We start from the raw sequence: 14687 nt of genomic DNA, 5'->3' as shown, positions 1-14687 counted from the left end.
ACATAGAGGGGTATGTACGGTAAATTGCGCGATCCTTATCGAATTATAGCTGGAGAAATACAATGAAACGTACCTATCAACCATCCAAAGTAAAACGTGCTCGCACGCATGGTTTTTTAGTACGCATGAAGACTCGTGCAGGACGCGCTGTAATATCAGCTCGCCGTGCTAAAGGCCGTGCTCGTATCGGTCTATAAAGACCTATTTGGCAAATTCTCCATAATTTGCAAACTAAATTAACCAAACTTACAAAAACGGATGAATTTTCATCCGTTTTTAATTTCCGTAAGCGACTTTCCTCTCAGCACCTCAGTTTTCACTACCAACCCAATGCGTTGTCCTTATTTCGTTTAGGTATGGTCGTGGGAAAAAAAACACAGAAATTGGCTGTGAAACGCAACTACATGAGACGCGTCTTACGTGAATTAATGCGAAAAAAACAAGAACAACTCTTAAATTTTGATATAGTGATACGCATTCAAAAATCGTTTTATCGCAACGATTTTGTAGACATTGAAACTGAAGTTGATCAAATGATTGCAAGATTAAAAAAGTGAAATCAATCGCAATTCTATTTGTGAGATGTTACCAACTATTATTAAGTCCTTCTTTTGGTCAGCAATGTCGTTTTACACCTACATGTTCGCAATACACCATAGATGCGATACATAAAAAAGGTTTAATACAAGGTATTTTTTTATCAATAAAACGAATAGGTAAATGTCATCCATGGTGCAAGGGTGGTCATGACCCTGTTATTTAATTTTGGAATTTTATAATTTATGGATACGAAGCGTTTAATACTGTTTGTTGTATTTTCTTTTTCAATTCTTTTGCTATGGGACACCTGGCAACGTAAACATACTCCAGTGGCTGAAGTTGCAACCCAACAAGATGCAAGCGTTCCATCTTCACAAAAATTAAATTCTATTGATACTAAAACCATCGCACTCGATTCTAATTTTAAATTAGAAACAGGTTCGCGTATTAAAGTGGCTACTGATTTATACCAGATTGAAATTGATACAGTCGGCGGCGACATTCGTCGATTACTTTTAAATAATCATTTGGCTGATAATGCGCAAGATAAATTTGTGCTATTAGACGACTCACAAAAACCATTATTTTATGTTGCACAAACTGGACTCATCGGTAATGATTTGCCAACACATAAGTCAATGTTTACATCTGAAAAAACTAATTATGTTTTAGAAAATGGACAAAATCATTTAGATGTTAAGTTGAGTTACAAAAATCAAGATGTTGAAGTTTCAAAAATTATTTCTTTTGATCGCGGTAGCTATCAAATAGCAGTGCGTTATGAAATTACGAATCATGGAAAATCAGCGATTACGCCATCAGCTTATTTCCAGCTTGTGCATGATGATGGCTCTGCTCAAGAAAGTAAAATTACGCCTACATTTATTGGTGGCGCTTACTATAACGAAGCTGATAAGTTTAAAAAAATTAATTTCAGTGACATGAAAAAACGAGATCTGTCATTGATTTCGGTTGATGGCTGGATTGGTGTAGTACAACATTATTTTGCGAGCGCGTGGATTCTGCCTGGAAATCAAAAGCGTGAATTTTATACAAAAGAAGTTGCAGAAAATATTTATTCATCAGGCGTGTTGACTCAGCTTCCATCTATTCAACCTGGCGAGAAAAAAGAATTTTCAACTAAACTTTATTCGGGACCGCAAATTCAGGAAGAACTTGAAAAAGCAGCGCCAGGACTTAGTTATACAGTTGATTACGGTTGGTTAACTTTTATTGCCTCACCTTTGTTTATGGTGCTTCATTGGATTCATAAATTAGTGAATAATTGGGGCGGCGCAATTATTCTTTTGACTGTTTTAATTAAGATTCTTTTTTATCCGCTCTCAGCTGCAAGTTATAAATCAATGGCTCAATTGCGTGAATTAACTCCGCGCTTACAAAGCATGAAAGAAAAATTTGGAGATGACAAAGCTAAATTTCAGCAAGCTATGTTAGAGCTTTATCGTACAGAAAAAATTAATCCGATGGGCGGTTGTTTACCTATTCTTATTCAGATCCCTGTTTTCATTTCCCTCTATTGGGTGTTGATGGGTGCCGTTGAATTAAGACACGCACCTTTCATGTTATGGATTACCGATCTTTCTGTAAAAGATCCTTACTATGTATTGCCTATTATTATGGGCATCAGCATGATCATTCAGACAAAACTTAATCCAGCGCCTACGGATCCGATGCAAGCAAAATTGATGATGATCATGCCGGTGGTATTTAGTGTATTTTTCTTTTTTTTCCCCGCTGGCTTAGTTCTCTATTGGGTGATTAATAACATATTGTCTATTCTTCAACAATGGATGATCAATCGATCCATTCATGCAGCCGCATTAGCTAAGAAAGGCAATGCAGCTCGCAAATAATTTAGACACCATTGCTGCTATTGCTACACCCTCGGGTGCTGGCGGCATTGGTGTTGTGAGAGTTTCAGGATCTCAAGCGCGCGATGTTGCGAAATATCTTTTAGGTGTTTGCCCCGAAAATCGTTTAGCTTCATACCTGCCGTTTTTGGATCGTAATGGCCAAGTAATAGATCGCGGCATCGCACTTTTTTTTAAATCCCCACACTCGTATACCGGTGAAGATGTTTTAGAGCTTCAAGGCCATGGCGGCATTGCTGTGATGCAACTTTTATTGGCGCGCTGTATTGAATGTGGTGCGAGACTTGCAAAGCCTGGAGAGTTTACTGAGCGCGCTTATCTTAATGACAAAATTGATTTAACTCAGGCAGAAGCTGTTGCAGATTTAATTAATGCTTCAACAGCCGAGGCAGCTAAAAGTGCTATGCTTTCCCTAAGTGGTTATTTTTCGAATAAAATCAATGACTTACTTAAAGAGCTTATTGATTTACGTATGTATATTGAAGCCTGTTTAGATTTTCCAGAGGAAGAAATCGACTTCATTACGACTGGCAAAGTAAAGGAAAAGCTTTTAAGCCTGAAGCTTCGCATGGATGAAGTAACTTTATCTGCTAAACAAGGACGCTTATTGCGTGAAGGCTTTACAGTGGTGTTGGTGGGTCAACCCAATGTGGGCAAGTCGAGTTTGCTCAATCAATTATCTGGAAATGATCAAGCCATTGTGACTTCCATTCCAGGCACAACGCGCGACCCCATTAAAAGTGAAATTCAAATTGATGGTATCCCTATTCATGTGATTGATACAGCCGGGTTAAGAGATACCAACGATGAAATTGAAAAAATGGGTATTGAAAAAACATGGATTTCGATAGAAAAGGCCAATATCGCATTATTTTTAGTAGATGCTGGCAAAGGTATTACCGATTACGAGAAAATCATTCTAAATCGCATTCCAAAAGACGTTTTTAAGGTGTGGGTTCACAATAAAATTGATTTGATGTCTAAAAAAGCATCATCTGAAATAATTGAAGGCGAGCATCATCTTTTTATCTCCGCAAAAAATGGAGAAGGTTTGGCCCAACTCAAGAATGTTTTATTAAAAATGGCTGGTGTTGAATTTAGTAAGGATGGCAACCAAGGCATTTTTATGGCCAGACAAAGACATTTAGATGCGCTCGATATAGTCTCAAAACGTTTGAATGAGTCAGTGAATCAGATTCAGTCGCCTGAATTGATAGCCGAAGAGCTTAGACAAGCGCAAACTTCATTGGCTTCTATTACTGGCGAATTTACCCCAGACGATCTCCTGGGGGAGATTTTTAGCCGTTTTTGTATCGGCAAGTAATTCTTTGTTCCACGTGGAACAGTTTTTTTCCTCTTTAAGCAAATGTTTCACGTGAAACAATGGTTTTCATAGTGATTATCAGTAGATTAAAGTAAAATTACACCTTTATAATTGGCGTAAAACCATGGAATTTCCAAATAATTTCGATGTGATTGTGGTTGGAGGAGGGCATGCTGGTACAGAGGCGGCTCTTGCTTCCGCTCGCATGGGGCAAAAGACTTTACTTTTAACCCATAACATCGAGACCTTAGGTCAGATGTCGTGCAATCCATCTATTGGTGGTATTGGCAAAGGGCATTTAGTTAAAGAAATCGATGCTTTAGGCGGGGCTATGGGTATTGCCACTGATGAAGCGGGTATTCAATTTCGCATTTTAAATAGTAGCAAAGGGCCTGCCGTGCGAGCGACTCGTGCGCAAGCTGATCGTATTTTATATAAAGCTGCGATTCGGCATCGTCTTGAGAACCAACCTAATCTTTGGCTTTTTCAACAAGCAGTTGACGATATTCTTTTAGAGAAAGACCATGTTGCAGGCGTTGTGACGCAAATTGGTATCCAGTTTAAGTCTAGAACTGTCGTTTTAACGGCGGGTACTTTTTTAGGCGGCCTTGTGCATGTGGGCTTAAAAAATTATCAAGCAGGCCGAGCAGGTGATCCACCTTCTATGTCTTTAGCACACCGATTAAGAGAGATTGGCTTGCCTGTAGGCCGTCTTAAGACTGGAACGCCGCCAAGAATTGACGGGCGCACCATTAATTATGCCGTGATGCAGGAACAGCCTGGTGACAACCCCACTCCTTATCTCTCTTTTTATGGCAAAAAAACAACACATCCAAGACAGGTTTCTTGTTGGATTACGCATACTAACGAATCGACACATGACATTATTAGAAGCGGTCTCGATCGATCCCCCATGTATACGGGCGTAATTGAAGGTGTAGGCCCACGTTATTGTCCATCTGTTGAAGATAAAATCCATCGTTTTGCAGATAAAGATTCACATCAGATTTTTCTAGAGCCAGAAGGCCTAGACACCAACGAAATTTATCCAAATGGTATTTCAACAAGCCTCCCTTTTGACATACAGTACAAATTAGTCCGTTCAATTAATGGGTTAGAGAATGCACACATCTTAAGACCGGGATATGCGATTGAATATGATTACTTTGATCCGCGTAATTTAAAGTCGAGTTTAGAAACCAAATCCATTCAGGGCCTATTTTTTGCAGGACAAATTAATGGTACAACGGGTTATGAAGAGGCGGCGGCTCAAGGACTCCTGGCAGGTACAAACGCGGCTTTGATGACGCAAGATAAAGATGCTTGGTGTCCTAAGCGAGATGAAGCTTATTTGGGCGTCTTAGTAGATGACCTCATTACACGAGGTGTTACTGAGCCTTACCGCATGTTCACAAGCAGAGCAGAATACCGTTTGATGTTAAGAGAAGACAATGCAGACTTAAGATTAACTTCTATGGGCCGTAATCTAGGCTTAGTGGATGATGAGCGCTGGACCATGTTTAATAAAAAACAAGAAACGATCCACTCAGAAGAAGCGCGCTTAAAAAAATTCTTTATAAGACCACAAGATATTTCAATTGAAAAACAAGAAGCTATTATTGGAAAAGCAATTGATCACGAATATAGCTTGTTTGATTTATTAAGACGACCTGAAGTCAGTTTTGCAGGCGTAAAAGAATTGATGAAAGAAGATGCGGATCTTATTGATCCAGCAGTCAGAGAGCAAGTCGAAATTTCAGCGAAATATAAAGGCTACATCGTAAGACAACAAGAAGAAGTAGATCGCAGCCGAGATCAATTAGACTTTCCTTTGCCTTTAGACCTTGATTACAAAGATGTGCACGGGCTAAGTGCAGAGGCGCAACAAAAATTAAATCTTCACAAGCCTGAGAATTTAGGACAAGCGTCGCGCATCTCCGGCATAACACCCGCGACTATTTCATTACTTTTAGTGTTTATTAAACGTAAAAATAAACCTAAAAAAATGACAGCGAAACGCCCAGCAAAAGCAGCATGAATGAAGCCATAAAAAAAGACCGCGATCTATTGGTCGAGGGCTTACATCGCATGAGTTTAAATTTGTCTGATCAAATGATAGACCAACTAATGGCGTATTTAAATTTAATTGAAAGGTGGAATCGCGTATATAACTTAACAGCGATTCGCGAGCGAGACGAAATGATTAAATTACATTTTCTTGATAGCTTATCTATTTTGAATCATGTAGAGATGGAACATGTGTTGGATGTTGGAAGTGGTGCAGGATTTCCTGGCATTGTATTGGCGATTATAAAACCCGAATTAAAAGTGACTGTGATGGATTCGGTGAATAAAAAAACAACATTTATGCAACAAGTGAAAAGTGAGTTATCGCTGACTAATTTAAATGTGATAAATGCGCGCGTTGAAGAATATCAACCGATCATACTTTTTGATAGCGTGATCACAAGAGCGTTTTCAAATTTACAAAATATGATGTCACTGACACAACATACATTACAAAAAAATGGTGTGTGGTTAGCGATGAAATCAAAAGATGTCAAAGAAGAATTAGAAGCATTTGAAAAGAATCAATACACGCTGATTCCGCTTGAAGTGCCATTTATTAATGCTGAACGATATTTAGTTCAATTGAAGAAAGAAATTTTTTAGTTATGCGTATATTAGCGGTGACGAATCAAAAAGGCGGTGTCGGAAAAACCACCACATCGGTAAATTTAGCTGCAAGCCTAGCTGCAAAAAATAAATCTGTGCTTCTCATTGATCTTGATCCACAAGGCAACGCAACGACAGGCTCAGGTATTAATAAATCAACTATTAAAACATCAATTTATGATGTGTTGATTCAAAGTAAATCATTTAACGATATTGTGATTCATTGTGAGCGTGGAGGTTTTGATTTAGCTCCTGCGAATCGAAATCTTGCTGGTGCTGAAGTTGAACTTGTCAATGAAAGCAAACGCGAAACTCGATTAAAAGAAGCATTGCAACATTTAAAAAAAGATTACGACTATGTAGTATTAGATTGCCCCCCCGCACTTAATCTAGTGACAGTAAACGCGTTGACTGCTGCTGATGCCGTTTTAATTCCTATGCAATGTGAATATTATGCATTAGAAGGTTTATCAGATTTAGTTAACACTATCAAAAAAGTGAGAAGCAATTTAAATCCTAAAATTGAAATTGAAGGTTTATTAAAAACACTCTTTGATAAGCGCAATATGTTAGCTCAACAAGTGTCGGATCAATTAACGGCGCACTTTGGTGACAAGGTGTATGAAACCATTATTCCGAGAAATGTAAGATTGGCAGAAGCGCCAAGTCATGGCATGCCTATTTTAATGTATGACCGCTCATCTAAAGGGGCTGTAGCATATTTAAAACTTGCCGAAGAAATTATAGAAAAACAAATGAGGAAGTCACATGGTTAAAGCTAAAGGATTAGGTCGCGGACTCGATGCATTATTATTAAGTGGCGAAGAAGACGTTCAAAAAAACGAAGGCACACTTCAGACTTTATTAATTAGTGAATTACAGCCTGGTAAATATCAACCTCGAAGCATTATGCAAGAAGAGGCTTTACATGCGCTTTCACAATCTATTTTAAAACAAGGTGTCATGCAGCCCATTATTGTCCGGCCTGTGGGGAACAATCAATATGAAATCATTGCAGGCGAGAGAAGATGGCGTGCTGCAAAATTAGCAAATCTTAGTGAAGTACCAGTCATCATTAAAAATATTCCTGATGAATCAGCGCTCGCGATGGCGCTTATTGAAAATATTCAACGCGAAGATCTAAATCCATTAGAAGAAGCGATTGGCATTAAACGTTTAATCGATGAATTTAATATGACGCATGAAGAAGCGGCAGATGCGGTTGGTAAATCGCGCGTCACTGTTTCTAATTTATTAAGACTGTTAACTTTAACGAAGCCTGTTCAAGATCGACTATTAAGTGGCAAAATTGATATGGGACATGCAAGAGCTTTGATTGGCTTAGAAGGCAGCCAACAGATTATATTATGCGAAGAAGTGATTCAAAAAAATCTATCTGTGCGAGAAGTTGAGGCGCTCGTTAAAAATCTACAAAATAGTTACAAAATCGATAGTCAAAAAATCTCTCCTAAAAAGACGAATGCAGATGTGCGTCAGCTTGAAGAATCTTTAGCAGAAACACTTGGGGCATCGGTCACTATTGACGCCAAAAAGAATGGTTCGGGTATTTTAAAAGTGCATTACCGTAATTTGGAGCAATTGGATGAGATTCTTAAAAAAATCAAAGGATAAAGTATGCTTTACCCTTGACGGAACGGCTAATTACAGGGAAAATTCATGCCTTTGTAACTCAAAGATGTTGCATTCAGTGAGCATAAATGTCCGATATTGATGAAATCACTGAAAGAATGAAGCGATTCCCTCAAATCATTCAAAAAATGTTGAGTTTGCAGGTTAAAGCCGCTGGTATATTAACGGTTTTAGTTGCAGTAGTGTTTGGAAAGCATGCAGGTGTGTCTGCGTTGATCGGTAGTGTCTCCGTAATATTCGGTGTACTTCTCGCCTCAAAAATTGCTCACAAAACGGCTTTGAGTAAAGAGCCCGCAGCTATCATTATTAACGTATTAAAAGCTGAAGCCGTAAAAATTTTTGTAGTACTTGTATCGCTTTGGTCTGCGTTTAAGTTTTATACAGCGCTTGTACCATTTGCACTGATTGCAGGGCTTGTATTGTCAGCCATTATTTCAGGCGCATCGATTACAAAATTAAATGAAGACAAATAAAAGTTATTAGGAAATATTGAAAGCTATGGCAACTGAAGGCACATTAACAGCGAGTGAATATATCACCCACCATTTAACCTTTAATACGAAGGCTATTGGTGAAGGTGCGTTCTGGGCAATTAATATTGACTCACTTGTAATGGGTGTATTGCTTGGTATTATTTCAATGGCATTGATATGGATGGTTGCTCGTAAAGCAACAGCTGGCGTTCCTTCTAAAGGCCAAGCATTTGTAGAGCTCATGTTTGGTTTCATTGACGATCAAGTTAAAAATATATTCCATGGCGATCGCCACGCTTTTATCGCACCTGCTGCATTAACAGTTTTTATCTGGGTCCTTGTGATGAACTCCATGGACTTTCTACCTATCGATGTGATGGCACATTTTATTTACGCACCTTTAGGCATTCACGAATGGCGAAGCGTGCCAACTTCAGACATTAATACAACATTTGCACTTGCGATCGCAGTGTGGATCCTTATGATTTATTTTGGTATTAAAGTAAAAGGTTTTGGTGGTTGGATTCACGAATTATTTACAGCCCCTTTTGGTAGCAAAGTTTGGGTATGGCCTGCAAACTTTTTATTCAATATCATCGAATACATTTCTAAACCTTTATCTCACTCACTCCGGCTTTTCGGAAACATGTATGCAGGAGAAGTAATTTTCTTGTTACTCGGCTTATTAGCGTCAACGAGTGTGACAGGCGTATTTTTTGGAGCATTGTTGGGCGCAGGTTGGTCCATATTCCATATTCTAATTGTGGGGCTACAAGCATTTGTCTTCATGATGTTAACGGTGGTGTATTTATCGATGGCGCATGAAGGCCATTAGTTTTTTTATTTAAGTATTTTTAACTGAGAGGGAAGTAAACATGGAACATATACAATATTTAGCAATGATTCAATCTTATACAGCAATTGGTCTAGGTTTGATGATTGGTTTAGCAGCTTTAGGCGCATGTATCGGTATCGGTATTATGTGTGCGAGTTTCTTAGAAGGCGCAGCAAGACAACCTGAAATGATTCCTCAATTACAAGGTAAGGTATTCTTACTTTTAGGTTTGATTGACGCTTCTTTCATTATTAGCGTTGGTATCGTGATGATGTTTGCATTTGCAAACCCATTATTAAGTGCAATCGCAAAATAATTGTTTAGGTTCTTTTAACCGAACTTAGACAGGAGCAAAAATGAATATTAATTTTACGTTAATTGCCCAAGCGATTGCTTTTGCGATTCTCATTTGGTTTACCGTGAAGTATGTGTGGCCACCTCTTTTAAACGCGATTGAAACGCGACAAAAAGAAATTGCCGACGGTTTAGCTGCAGCGCAAGAAGGAAAAGCTTCTTTAGAAGTCGCTGCAAAGAAAACGACCCTGCAACTTAACGAAGCCAAACAGAAAGCCTCTGAAATTATTTCTCAAGCTGAAAAAAGAGCATCTGAAATTTTAGAAGAAGCGAAACATCAAGCGAAAACTGAAGGGGATCGTATCATCTTAGGTGCTAAAGCAGAGATTGACCAAGAAGTGAATCGTGCTAAAGAATCTTTACGCGAACAAGTGTCAACACTTGCCATCGCCGGTGCTGAAAAAATCTTATCAAAAGAAATTGATAAGAAAGCACATAGCGATATGTTAAGTAAATTAGCGAAAGAACTATAGGATCTATATGGCAGAAATTTCAACCATCGCAAGACCTTATGCTGTTGCAGCATTTAATCTTGCTAAAGAAAAAAAATCTCTTACAGAGTGGTCTGAGATGTTGGAATTTTTAGCAAAGGTGTCTTTAGATGAGAGTATGCATGCTTTCATTAACGATTCAAAGGTATCTGATGAGGATCGCGAAAAAGCGCTCATTAAAATCGCTGGAAAAAAACTTAATGCTTATGGAGAAAATCTCATTAAGCTTTTGATTGAATATAAAAGACTTAATGTGCTACCTCAAATCAGCGAGCTTTTTGAAACACTAAAAGCAACGGATGAAGGAACGCTCGATGCTGAAATTATTGTTGCATCAAAACCGACAGATAAAGAAGTCGACACATTAGTGAAAAGTTTAGAAAAGAAATTTAGTAAAAAAATTGACGCAAAAGTAACGATTGATGAAGCAATCATTGGTGGTATTAAAGTGATTGTGGGCGACACCGTGATTGATGCTTCAGTTCGTGAGCAATTACAAAATTTAGCCTACGCATTGAAGTCGTAAGCTAATCATTATCAGGAGATAGTAATGCAGTTATCAACATCAGAAATTAGTGAACTCATTAAAAGTCGATTAGAGAATTTCTCGACAACCGCTGAAGCGAGAACACAGGGTACGGTCGTATCAGTGACCGACGGTATTGTGCGTATTCACGGATTGTCAAATGTGATGTCTGGTGAAATGATCGAATTCCCAGGAAACACATATGGGCTTGCTTTGAATCTTGAACGTGACTCTGTAGGTGCTGTGGTGCTAGGTGATTACGAACACATTACAGAAGGTGATGTATGTAAATGTACAGGCCGTATTTTAGAAGTGCCTGTAGGCCCAGAATTGATTGGCCGTGTGGTAAATGCACTTGGTCAACCCATCGATGGTAAAGGCCCAGTTAAAACTAAACTTACTGACAAGCTTGAGAAAGTTGCACCAGGTGTGATTGCACGTAAATCTGTATCCCAACCAGTTCAAACAGGTTTGAAATCTGTCGACTCTATGGTGCCAGTCGGACGAGGCCAACGTGAGTTGATTATTGGCGATCGTCAAACGGGTAAAACAGCTGTAGCGACTGACGCGATTATTAATCAAAAAGGTCAAAACATGACCTGTATCTACGTGGCGATTGGTCAAAAAGCATCCACTATCGCTAACGTCGTTAGAAAACTTGAAGAACACGGCGCGATGGAATACACAATCATCGTTGCAGCTACAGCTTCTGATTCAGCAGCGTTGCAATTCTTAGCGCCTTACGCGGGTTGTACGATGGGTGAATATTTCCGCGATCGTGGTGAAGATGCGCTTATTATTTATGATGACTTAACAAAGCAAGCTATTGCTTATCGTCAAATTTCATTGCTCTTGCGCCGTCCTCCAGGCCGAGAAGCATATCCTGGTGACGTTTTCTATATTCACTCACGTTTACTTGAGCGTGCAGCACGCGTGAATGAAGACTATGTAGAAAAATTTACAAAAGGAAAAGTGAAAGGTAAAACAGGTTCACTCACTGCATTGCCAATCATCGAAACAGCCGCAGGTGACGTATCAGCATTCGTACCAACAAACGTGATTTCGATTACTGACGGTCAGATCTTCCTTGAAACAGACTTATTTAACGCAGGTATTCGTCCAGCGATTAACGCAGGTATTTCTGTGTCTCGCGTGGGTGGGGCTGCACAAACTAAAGTGATTAAAAAATTAGGTGGTGGTGTACGTTTAGCTCTAGCTCAATATCGTGAGTTAGCAGCGTTCGCACAATTTGCATCTGATCTTGATGAAGCCACACGTAAACAACTTGATCGCGGCCGCATGTTTACAGAACTTATGAAGCAAGCACAATATGCACCTTTGAGTGTTTCACAAATGGCTGTGACATTATTTGCAGCAAACAAAGGCTACTTTGATGATGTTCCAACGGTTAAAGTGTTGGCATTTGAAAATGCATTGCATGGCTTCATGAATTCTAAATATAAAAAGATTATGCAAGACATCGAAAAAACAACTGACTTATCGGGTGACAATGAAAAAGCACTTGAAAAGGCGATTGAAGATTTCAAATCAAGTAACGCTTACTAATATAAAGAGTCATTATGGCCAGTAGTAAAGAAATCAGAACCAAGATCAAGAGTGTAGAAAATACACGAAAGATCACCAAGGCGATGGAGATGGTTGCAGCATCTAAGATGCGTAAAGCGCAAGAGCGTATGCGTCAAGCTCGACCTTATGCTGAGAAAATCAGAAACGTGGCAGCACATTTGTCTTACGCCCAATCTGAGTATAAACATCCATTTCTCGTGAAAAAAGACCAAGTAAAAAATATTGGTTTGATTGTAGTCACTTCAGATAAAGGTTTATGTGGCGGCCTTAATACCAACGTTTTAAGAATGTCTGTCAATCAGATGAAACAATGGGAATCACAAGGTAAAAAAGTACACGTGAGTGCATTAGGTAATAAAGGTTTAGGTTTCATGACGCGTATTAACGCGAATGTGAAATCACATATCATAGGTTTAGGTGATACGCCGCATGTTGAAAAACTAATTGGCGCAATCAAAGTGATGTTAGATGCTTATGTGAATGGTGAAGTTGATCAGCTCTTTATTTGCTATACCAAATTTATTAATACGATGAAACAAGACCCTGTTGTGGATCAATTGTTACCACTCTCAGGTGAAAAAATCGGAAGTCCAGAAGGCCCATGGGATTACATCTATGAGCCAGATGCACAAAGTGTGATTGATCAATTATTAACACGTTATATCGAATCATTGATTTATCACGGCGTCACAGAAAATATGGCGTCAGAACAATCCGCACGAATGGTTGCAATGAAGTCTGCTTCAGATAATGCGAAGAATGTAATTGGCGAATTGAAATTGGTTTATAACAAAGCGCGTCAAGCGGCAATTACAAAAGAAATTTCAGAAATTGTGGGTGGTGCAGCTGCGGTTGCATAACATTGAATTAATTATTTAGAGTCTTCAAGGATAAAAAAATGGCTAGTAAACAAATCGGAAAAGTAGTTCAGTGTATCGGAGCGGTCGTTGACGTTGAGTTTCCTCGCGATCAAATGCCAAAAGTATTTGATGCATTAATTATAGATGACAAAGACTCACAAGCTGAAGCAGGATTGACACTCGAAGTGCAACAGCAGCTAGGTGACGGAATTGTTAGAACGATTGCGATGGGTTCGTCTGACGGACTGGCACGCGGTACAGCATTTAAATCTACGGGCGCTGCGATCAATGTGCCAGTAGGTACAGGTACTCTAGGTCGTATCATGGATGTGCTTGGTCGCCCGATTGACGAATTAGGCCCAATTAAATCTAAAGAATTCCGTTCCATTCACCAAAAAGCACCAGACTTCAAAGACCTGTCACCTTCTGTTGATCTTCTTGAAACAGGCATTAAGGTCATTGACTTAGTTTGCCCGTTCGCTAAAGGCGGTAAAGTTGGTCTCTTCGGCGGTGCCGGTGTAGGTAAGACTGTGAACATGTTGGAACTCATTAACAATATTGCTAAACAACACTCAGGTTTATCTGTATTCGCAGGGGTGGGTGAACGAACTCGCGAAGGTAACGACTTCTATCATGAAATGTCAGATGCAGGCGTTATTAAATTAGATGACATGGAAGAATCTAAAGTAGCGATGGTGTTTGGCCAGATGAACGAGCCACCAGGCAACCGTTTACGCGTAGCGCTTTCAGGTTTAACCATGGCCGAAAAATTCCGTGACGAAGGTCGTGATGTTCTTTTCTTCGTAGATAATATTTATCGATATACGCTCGCAGGTACTGAAGTATCAGCACTTCTTGGACGTATGCCTTCAGCGGTAGGATATCAACCAACACTCGCTGATGAAATGGGTCGCTTACAAGAACGTATCACTTCAACAAAAACAGGTTCGATTACTTCGATTCAAGCGGTTTATGTCCCAGCCGATGACTTGACTGATCCATCACCTGCAACAACATTCCAACATTTGGATTCAACAGTTGTATTGTCTCGTGACATTGCTTCTCTTGGTATTTATCCAGCGGTGGACCCATTGGATTCAACATCACGTCAGCTTGATCCGCTCGTAGTGGGTGAAGAACATTATCAAGTCGCACGCTCTGTTCAATCTACATTGCAACGCTATAAAGAATTACGCGACATTATTGCGATTCTTGGTATGGACGAATTATCTCCGGAAGATAAATTAGCGGTGAGTCGTGCACGTAAAATTCAACGTTTCTTATCACAACCATTCCACGTTGCTGAAGTCTTTACAGGCGCTCCTGGTAAATATGTTACATTGAAAGATACGATCAAAGGCTTTAAAGCAATCGTGAGTGGTGAATATGATCATTTACCAGAACAAGCGTTCTATATGGTTGGCAGCATCGAAGAAGCTGTAGCAAAAGCAAAAACATTATCTTAATTGATTAGGTAAA

At 39.3% G+C, this 14687-nt stretch carries 17 protein-coding genes; all 17 read left to right on the top strand.

The genetic code is table 11. The features are described from left to right. The first annotated feature begins 62 nt into the window (after nt 1-62). The 17 genes from rpmH (at nt 63) to atpD (ending at nt 14674) form a co-directional block, all read left to right on the top strand. Nucleotides 63-197 (top strand): 50S ribosomal protein L34, encoded by a 135-nt coding sequence (gene rpmH, locus BN1208_RS07235; RefSeq protein WP_082092862.1) that lies wholly within the window; start codon nt 63-65, stop codon nt 195-197. A 27-nt stretch (nt 198-224) separates the two neighbouring features. Then, a complete protein-coding gene (gene rnpA, locus BN1208_RS07085) occupies nt 225-557 on the top strand; it encodes a ribonuclease P protein component (RefSeq protein ID WP_223259239.1) in 333 nt (110 codons plus the stop codon). Beyond that, nucleotides 554-763: a membrane protein insertion efficiency factor YidD gene (yidD, locus tag BN1208_RS07230; protein WP_082092861.1), complete on the top strand. Its 210-nt coding sequence runs from the start codon at nt 554-556 to the stop codon at nt 761-763. The genes rnpA and yidD overlap by 4 nt, the downstream gene beginning before the upstream one ends. 19 nt (nt 764-782) lie before the next feature. Continuing rightward, nucleotides 783-2414 carry a membrane protein insertase YidC gene (gene yidC / locus BN1208_RS07080; protein WP_046489121.1) on the top strand — a complete coding sequence of 544 codons (1632 nt, stop codon included), beginning with the start codon at nt 783-785 and terminating at the stop codon, nt 2412-2414. Beyond that, entirely contained in the window at nt 2398-3756 is a 1359-nt protein-coding gene (gene mnmE / locus BN1208_RS07075; RefSeq protein WP_046489120.1) for a tRNA uridine-5-carboxymethylaminomethyl(34) synthesis GTPase MnmE, read from the top strand. The genes yidC and mnmE overlap by 17 nt, the downstream gene beginning before the upstream one ends. 124 nt (nt 3757-3880) lie before the next feature. After that, nucleotides 3881-5794, top strand: coding sequence for a tRNA uridine-5-carboxymethylaminomethyl(34) synthesis enzyme MnmG (mnmG, locus tag BN1208_RS07070; protein WP_046489118.1), 1914 nt, complete (start codon nt 3881-3883; stop codon nt 5792-5794). After that, entirely contained in the window at nt 5791-6429 is a 639-nt protein-coding gene (gene rsmG, locus BN1208_RS07065) for a 16S rRNA (guanine(527)-N(7))-methyltransferase RsmG (RefSeq protein ID WP_046489116.1), read from the top strand. The genes mnmG and rsmG overlap by 4 nt, the downstream gene beginning before the upstream one ends. 2 nt (nt 6430-6431) lie before the next feature. After that, nucleotides 6432-7208: a ParA family protein gene (locus BN1208_RS07060; protein WP_046489114.1), complete on the top strand. Its 777-nt coding sequence runs from the start codon at nt 6432-6434 to the stop codon at nt 7206-7208. After that, nucleotides 7201-8064 (top strand): ParB/RepB/Spo0J family partition protein, encoded by an 864-nt coding sequence (locus BN1208_RS07055; protein WP_046489113.1) that lies wholly within the window; start codon nt 7201-7203, stop codon nt 8062-8064. The genes BN1208_RS07060 and BN1208_RS07055 overlap by 8 nt, the downstream gene beginning before the upstream one ends. 86 nt (nt 8065-8150) lie before the next feature. Continuing rightward, nucleotides 8151-8555 (top strand): ATP synthase subunit I, encoded by a 405-nt coding sequence (locus tag BN1208_RS07050; protein ID WP_052734671.1) that lies wholly within the window; start codon nt 8151-8153, stop codon nt 8553-8555. Between the two features lie 25 nt (nt 8556-8580). Further along, nucleotides 8581-9390, top strand: a complete 810-nt coding sequence (atpB, locus tag BN1208_RS07045; protein ID WP_046489111.1) for a F0F1 ATP synthase subunit A — start codon at nt 8581-8583, stop codon at nt 9388-9390. A gap of 40 nt (nt 9391-9430) precedes the next feature. Then, the gene (gene atpE, locus BN1208_RS07040) at nt 9431-9706 is read left to right on the top strand and encodes a F0F1 ATP synthase subunit C (RefSeq protein WP_046489109.1); all 276 of its coding nucleotides are present in this window, start codon (nt 9431-9433) and stop codon (nt 9704-9706) included. Between the two features lie 40 nt (nt 9707-9746). Further along, a complete protein-coding gene (locus tag BN1208_RS07035; protein WP_046489108.1) occupies nt 9747-10217 on the top strand; it encodes a F0F1 ATP synthase subunit B in 471 nt (156 codons plus the stop codon). Between the two features lie 7 nt (nt 10218-10224). Beyond that, nucleotides 10225-10761, top strand: a complete 537-nt coding sequence (locus BN1208_RS07030; protein WP_046489106.1) for a F0F1 ATP synthase subunit delta — start codon at nt 10225-10227, stop codon at nt 10759-10761. Between the two features lie 24 nt (nt 10762-10785). Beyond that, nucleotides 10786-12327 (top strand): F0F1 ATP synthase subunit alpha, encoded by a 1542-nt coding sequence (gene atpA / locus BN1208_RS07025; RefSeq protein WP_046489104.1) that lies wholly within the window; start codon nt 10786-10788, stop codon nt 12325-12327. A gap of 14 nt (nt 12328-12341) precedes the next feature. Then, entirely contained in the window at nt 12342-13208 is an 867-nt protein-coding gene (atpG, locus tag BN1208_RS07020) for a F0F1 ATP synthase subunit gamma (protein WP_046489102.1), read from the top strand. A 38-nt stretch (nt 13209-13246) separates the two neighbouring features. After that, nucleotides 13247-14674 carry a F0F1 ATP synthase subunit beta gene (gene atpD / locus BN1208_RS07015; RefSeq protein ID WP_046489101.1) on the top strand — a complete coding sequence of 476 codons (1428 nt, stop codon included), beginning with the start codon at nt 13247-13249 and terminating at the stop codon, nt 14672-14674. Nucleotides 14675-14687: the final 13 nt, after the last annotated feature.

The sequence above is a fragment of the Candidatus Methylopumilus planktonicus genome (assembly GCF_000981505.1).
Classification (GTDB): Bacteria; Pseudomonadota; Gammaproteobacteria; order Burkholderiales; family Methylophilaceae; genus Methylopumilus; species Methylopumilus planktonicus.
Note: the sequence above shows the minus strand (reverse complement) of the source record. Positions and strands in the feature narration are given on the sequence as shown.

Bases quoted from the DNA above. Each gene is read 5' to 3' on its own strand.
- atpE (WP_046489109.1), top strand. From the start codon at position 9,431: ATGGAACATATACAATATTTAGCAATGATTCAATCTTATACAGCAATT.
- BN1208_RS07055 (WP_046489113.1), top strand. From the start codon at position 7,201: ATGGTTAAAGCTAAAGGATTAGGTCGCGGACTCGATGCATTATTATTA.
- mnmE (WP_046489120.1), top strand. From the start codon at position 2,398: ATGCAGCTCGCAAATAATTTAGACACCATTGCTGCTATTGCTACACCC.
- yidC (WP_046489121.1), top strand. From the start codon at position 783: ATGGATACGAAGCGTTTAATACTGTTTGTTGTATTTTCTTTTTCAATT.
- mnmG (WP_046489118.1), top strand. From the start codon at position 3,881: ATGGAATTTCCAAATAATTTCGATGTGATTGTGGTTGGAGGAGGGCAT.
- rsmG (WP_046489116.1), top strand. From the start codon at position 5,791: ATGAATGAAGCCATAAAAAAAGACCGCGATCTATTGGTCGAGGGCTTA.
- atpB (WP_046489111.1), top strand. From the start codon at position 8,581: ATGGCAACTGAAGGCACATTAACAGCGAGTGAATATATCACCCACCAT.
- BN1208_RS07060 (WP_046489114.1), top strand. From the start codon at position 6,432: ATGCGTATATTAGCGGTGACGAATCAAAAAGGCGGTGTCGGAAAAACC.
- atpD (WP_046489101.1), top strand. From the start codon at position 13,247: ATGGCTAGTAAACAAATCGGAAAAGTAGTTCAGTGTATCGGAGCGGTC.
- atpA (WP_046489104.1), top strand. From the start codon at position 10,786: ATGCAGTTATCAACATCAGAAATTAGTGAACTCATTAAAAGTCGATTA.
- BN1208_RS07030 (WP_046489106.1), top strand. From the start codon at position 10,225: ATGGCAGAAATTTCAACCATCGCAAGACCTTATGCTGTTGCAGCATTT.
- BN1208_RS07035 (WP_046489108.1), top strand. From the start codon at position 9,747: ATGAATATTAATTTTACGTTAATTGCCCAAGCGATTGCTTTTGCGATT.
- atpG (WP_046489102.1), top strand. From the start codon at position 12,342: ATGGCCAGTAGTAAAGAAATCAGAACCAAGATCAAGAGTGTAGAAAAT.
- BN1208_RS07050 (WP_052734671.1), top strand. From the start codon at position 8,151: ATGTCCGATATTGATGAAATCACTGAAAGAATGAAGCGATTCCCTCAA.
- rpmH (WP_082092862.1), top strand. From the start codon at position 63: ATGAAACGTACCTATCAACCATCCAAAGTAAAACGTGCTCGCACGCAT.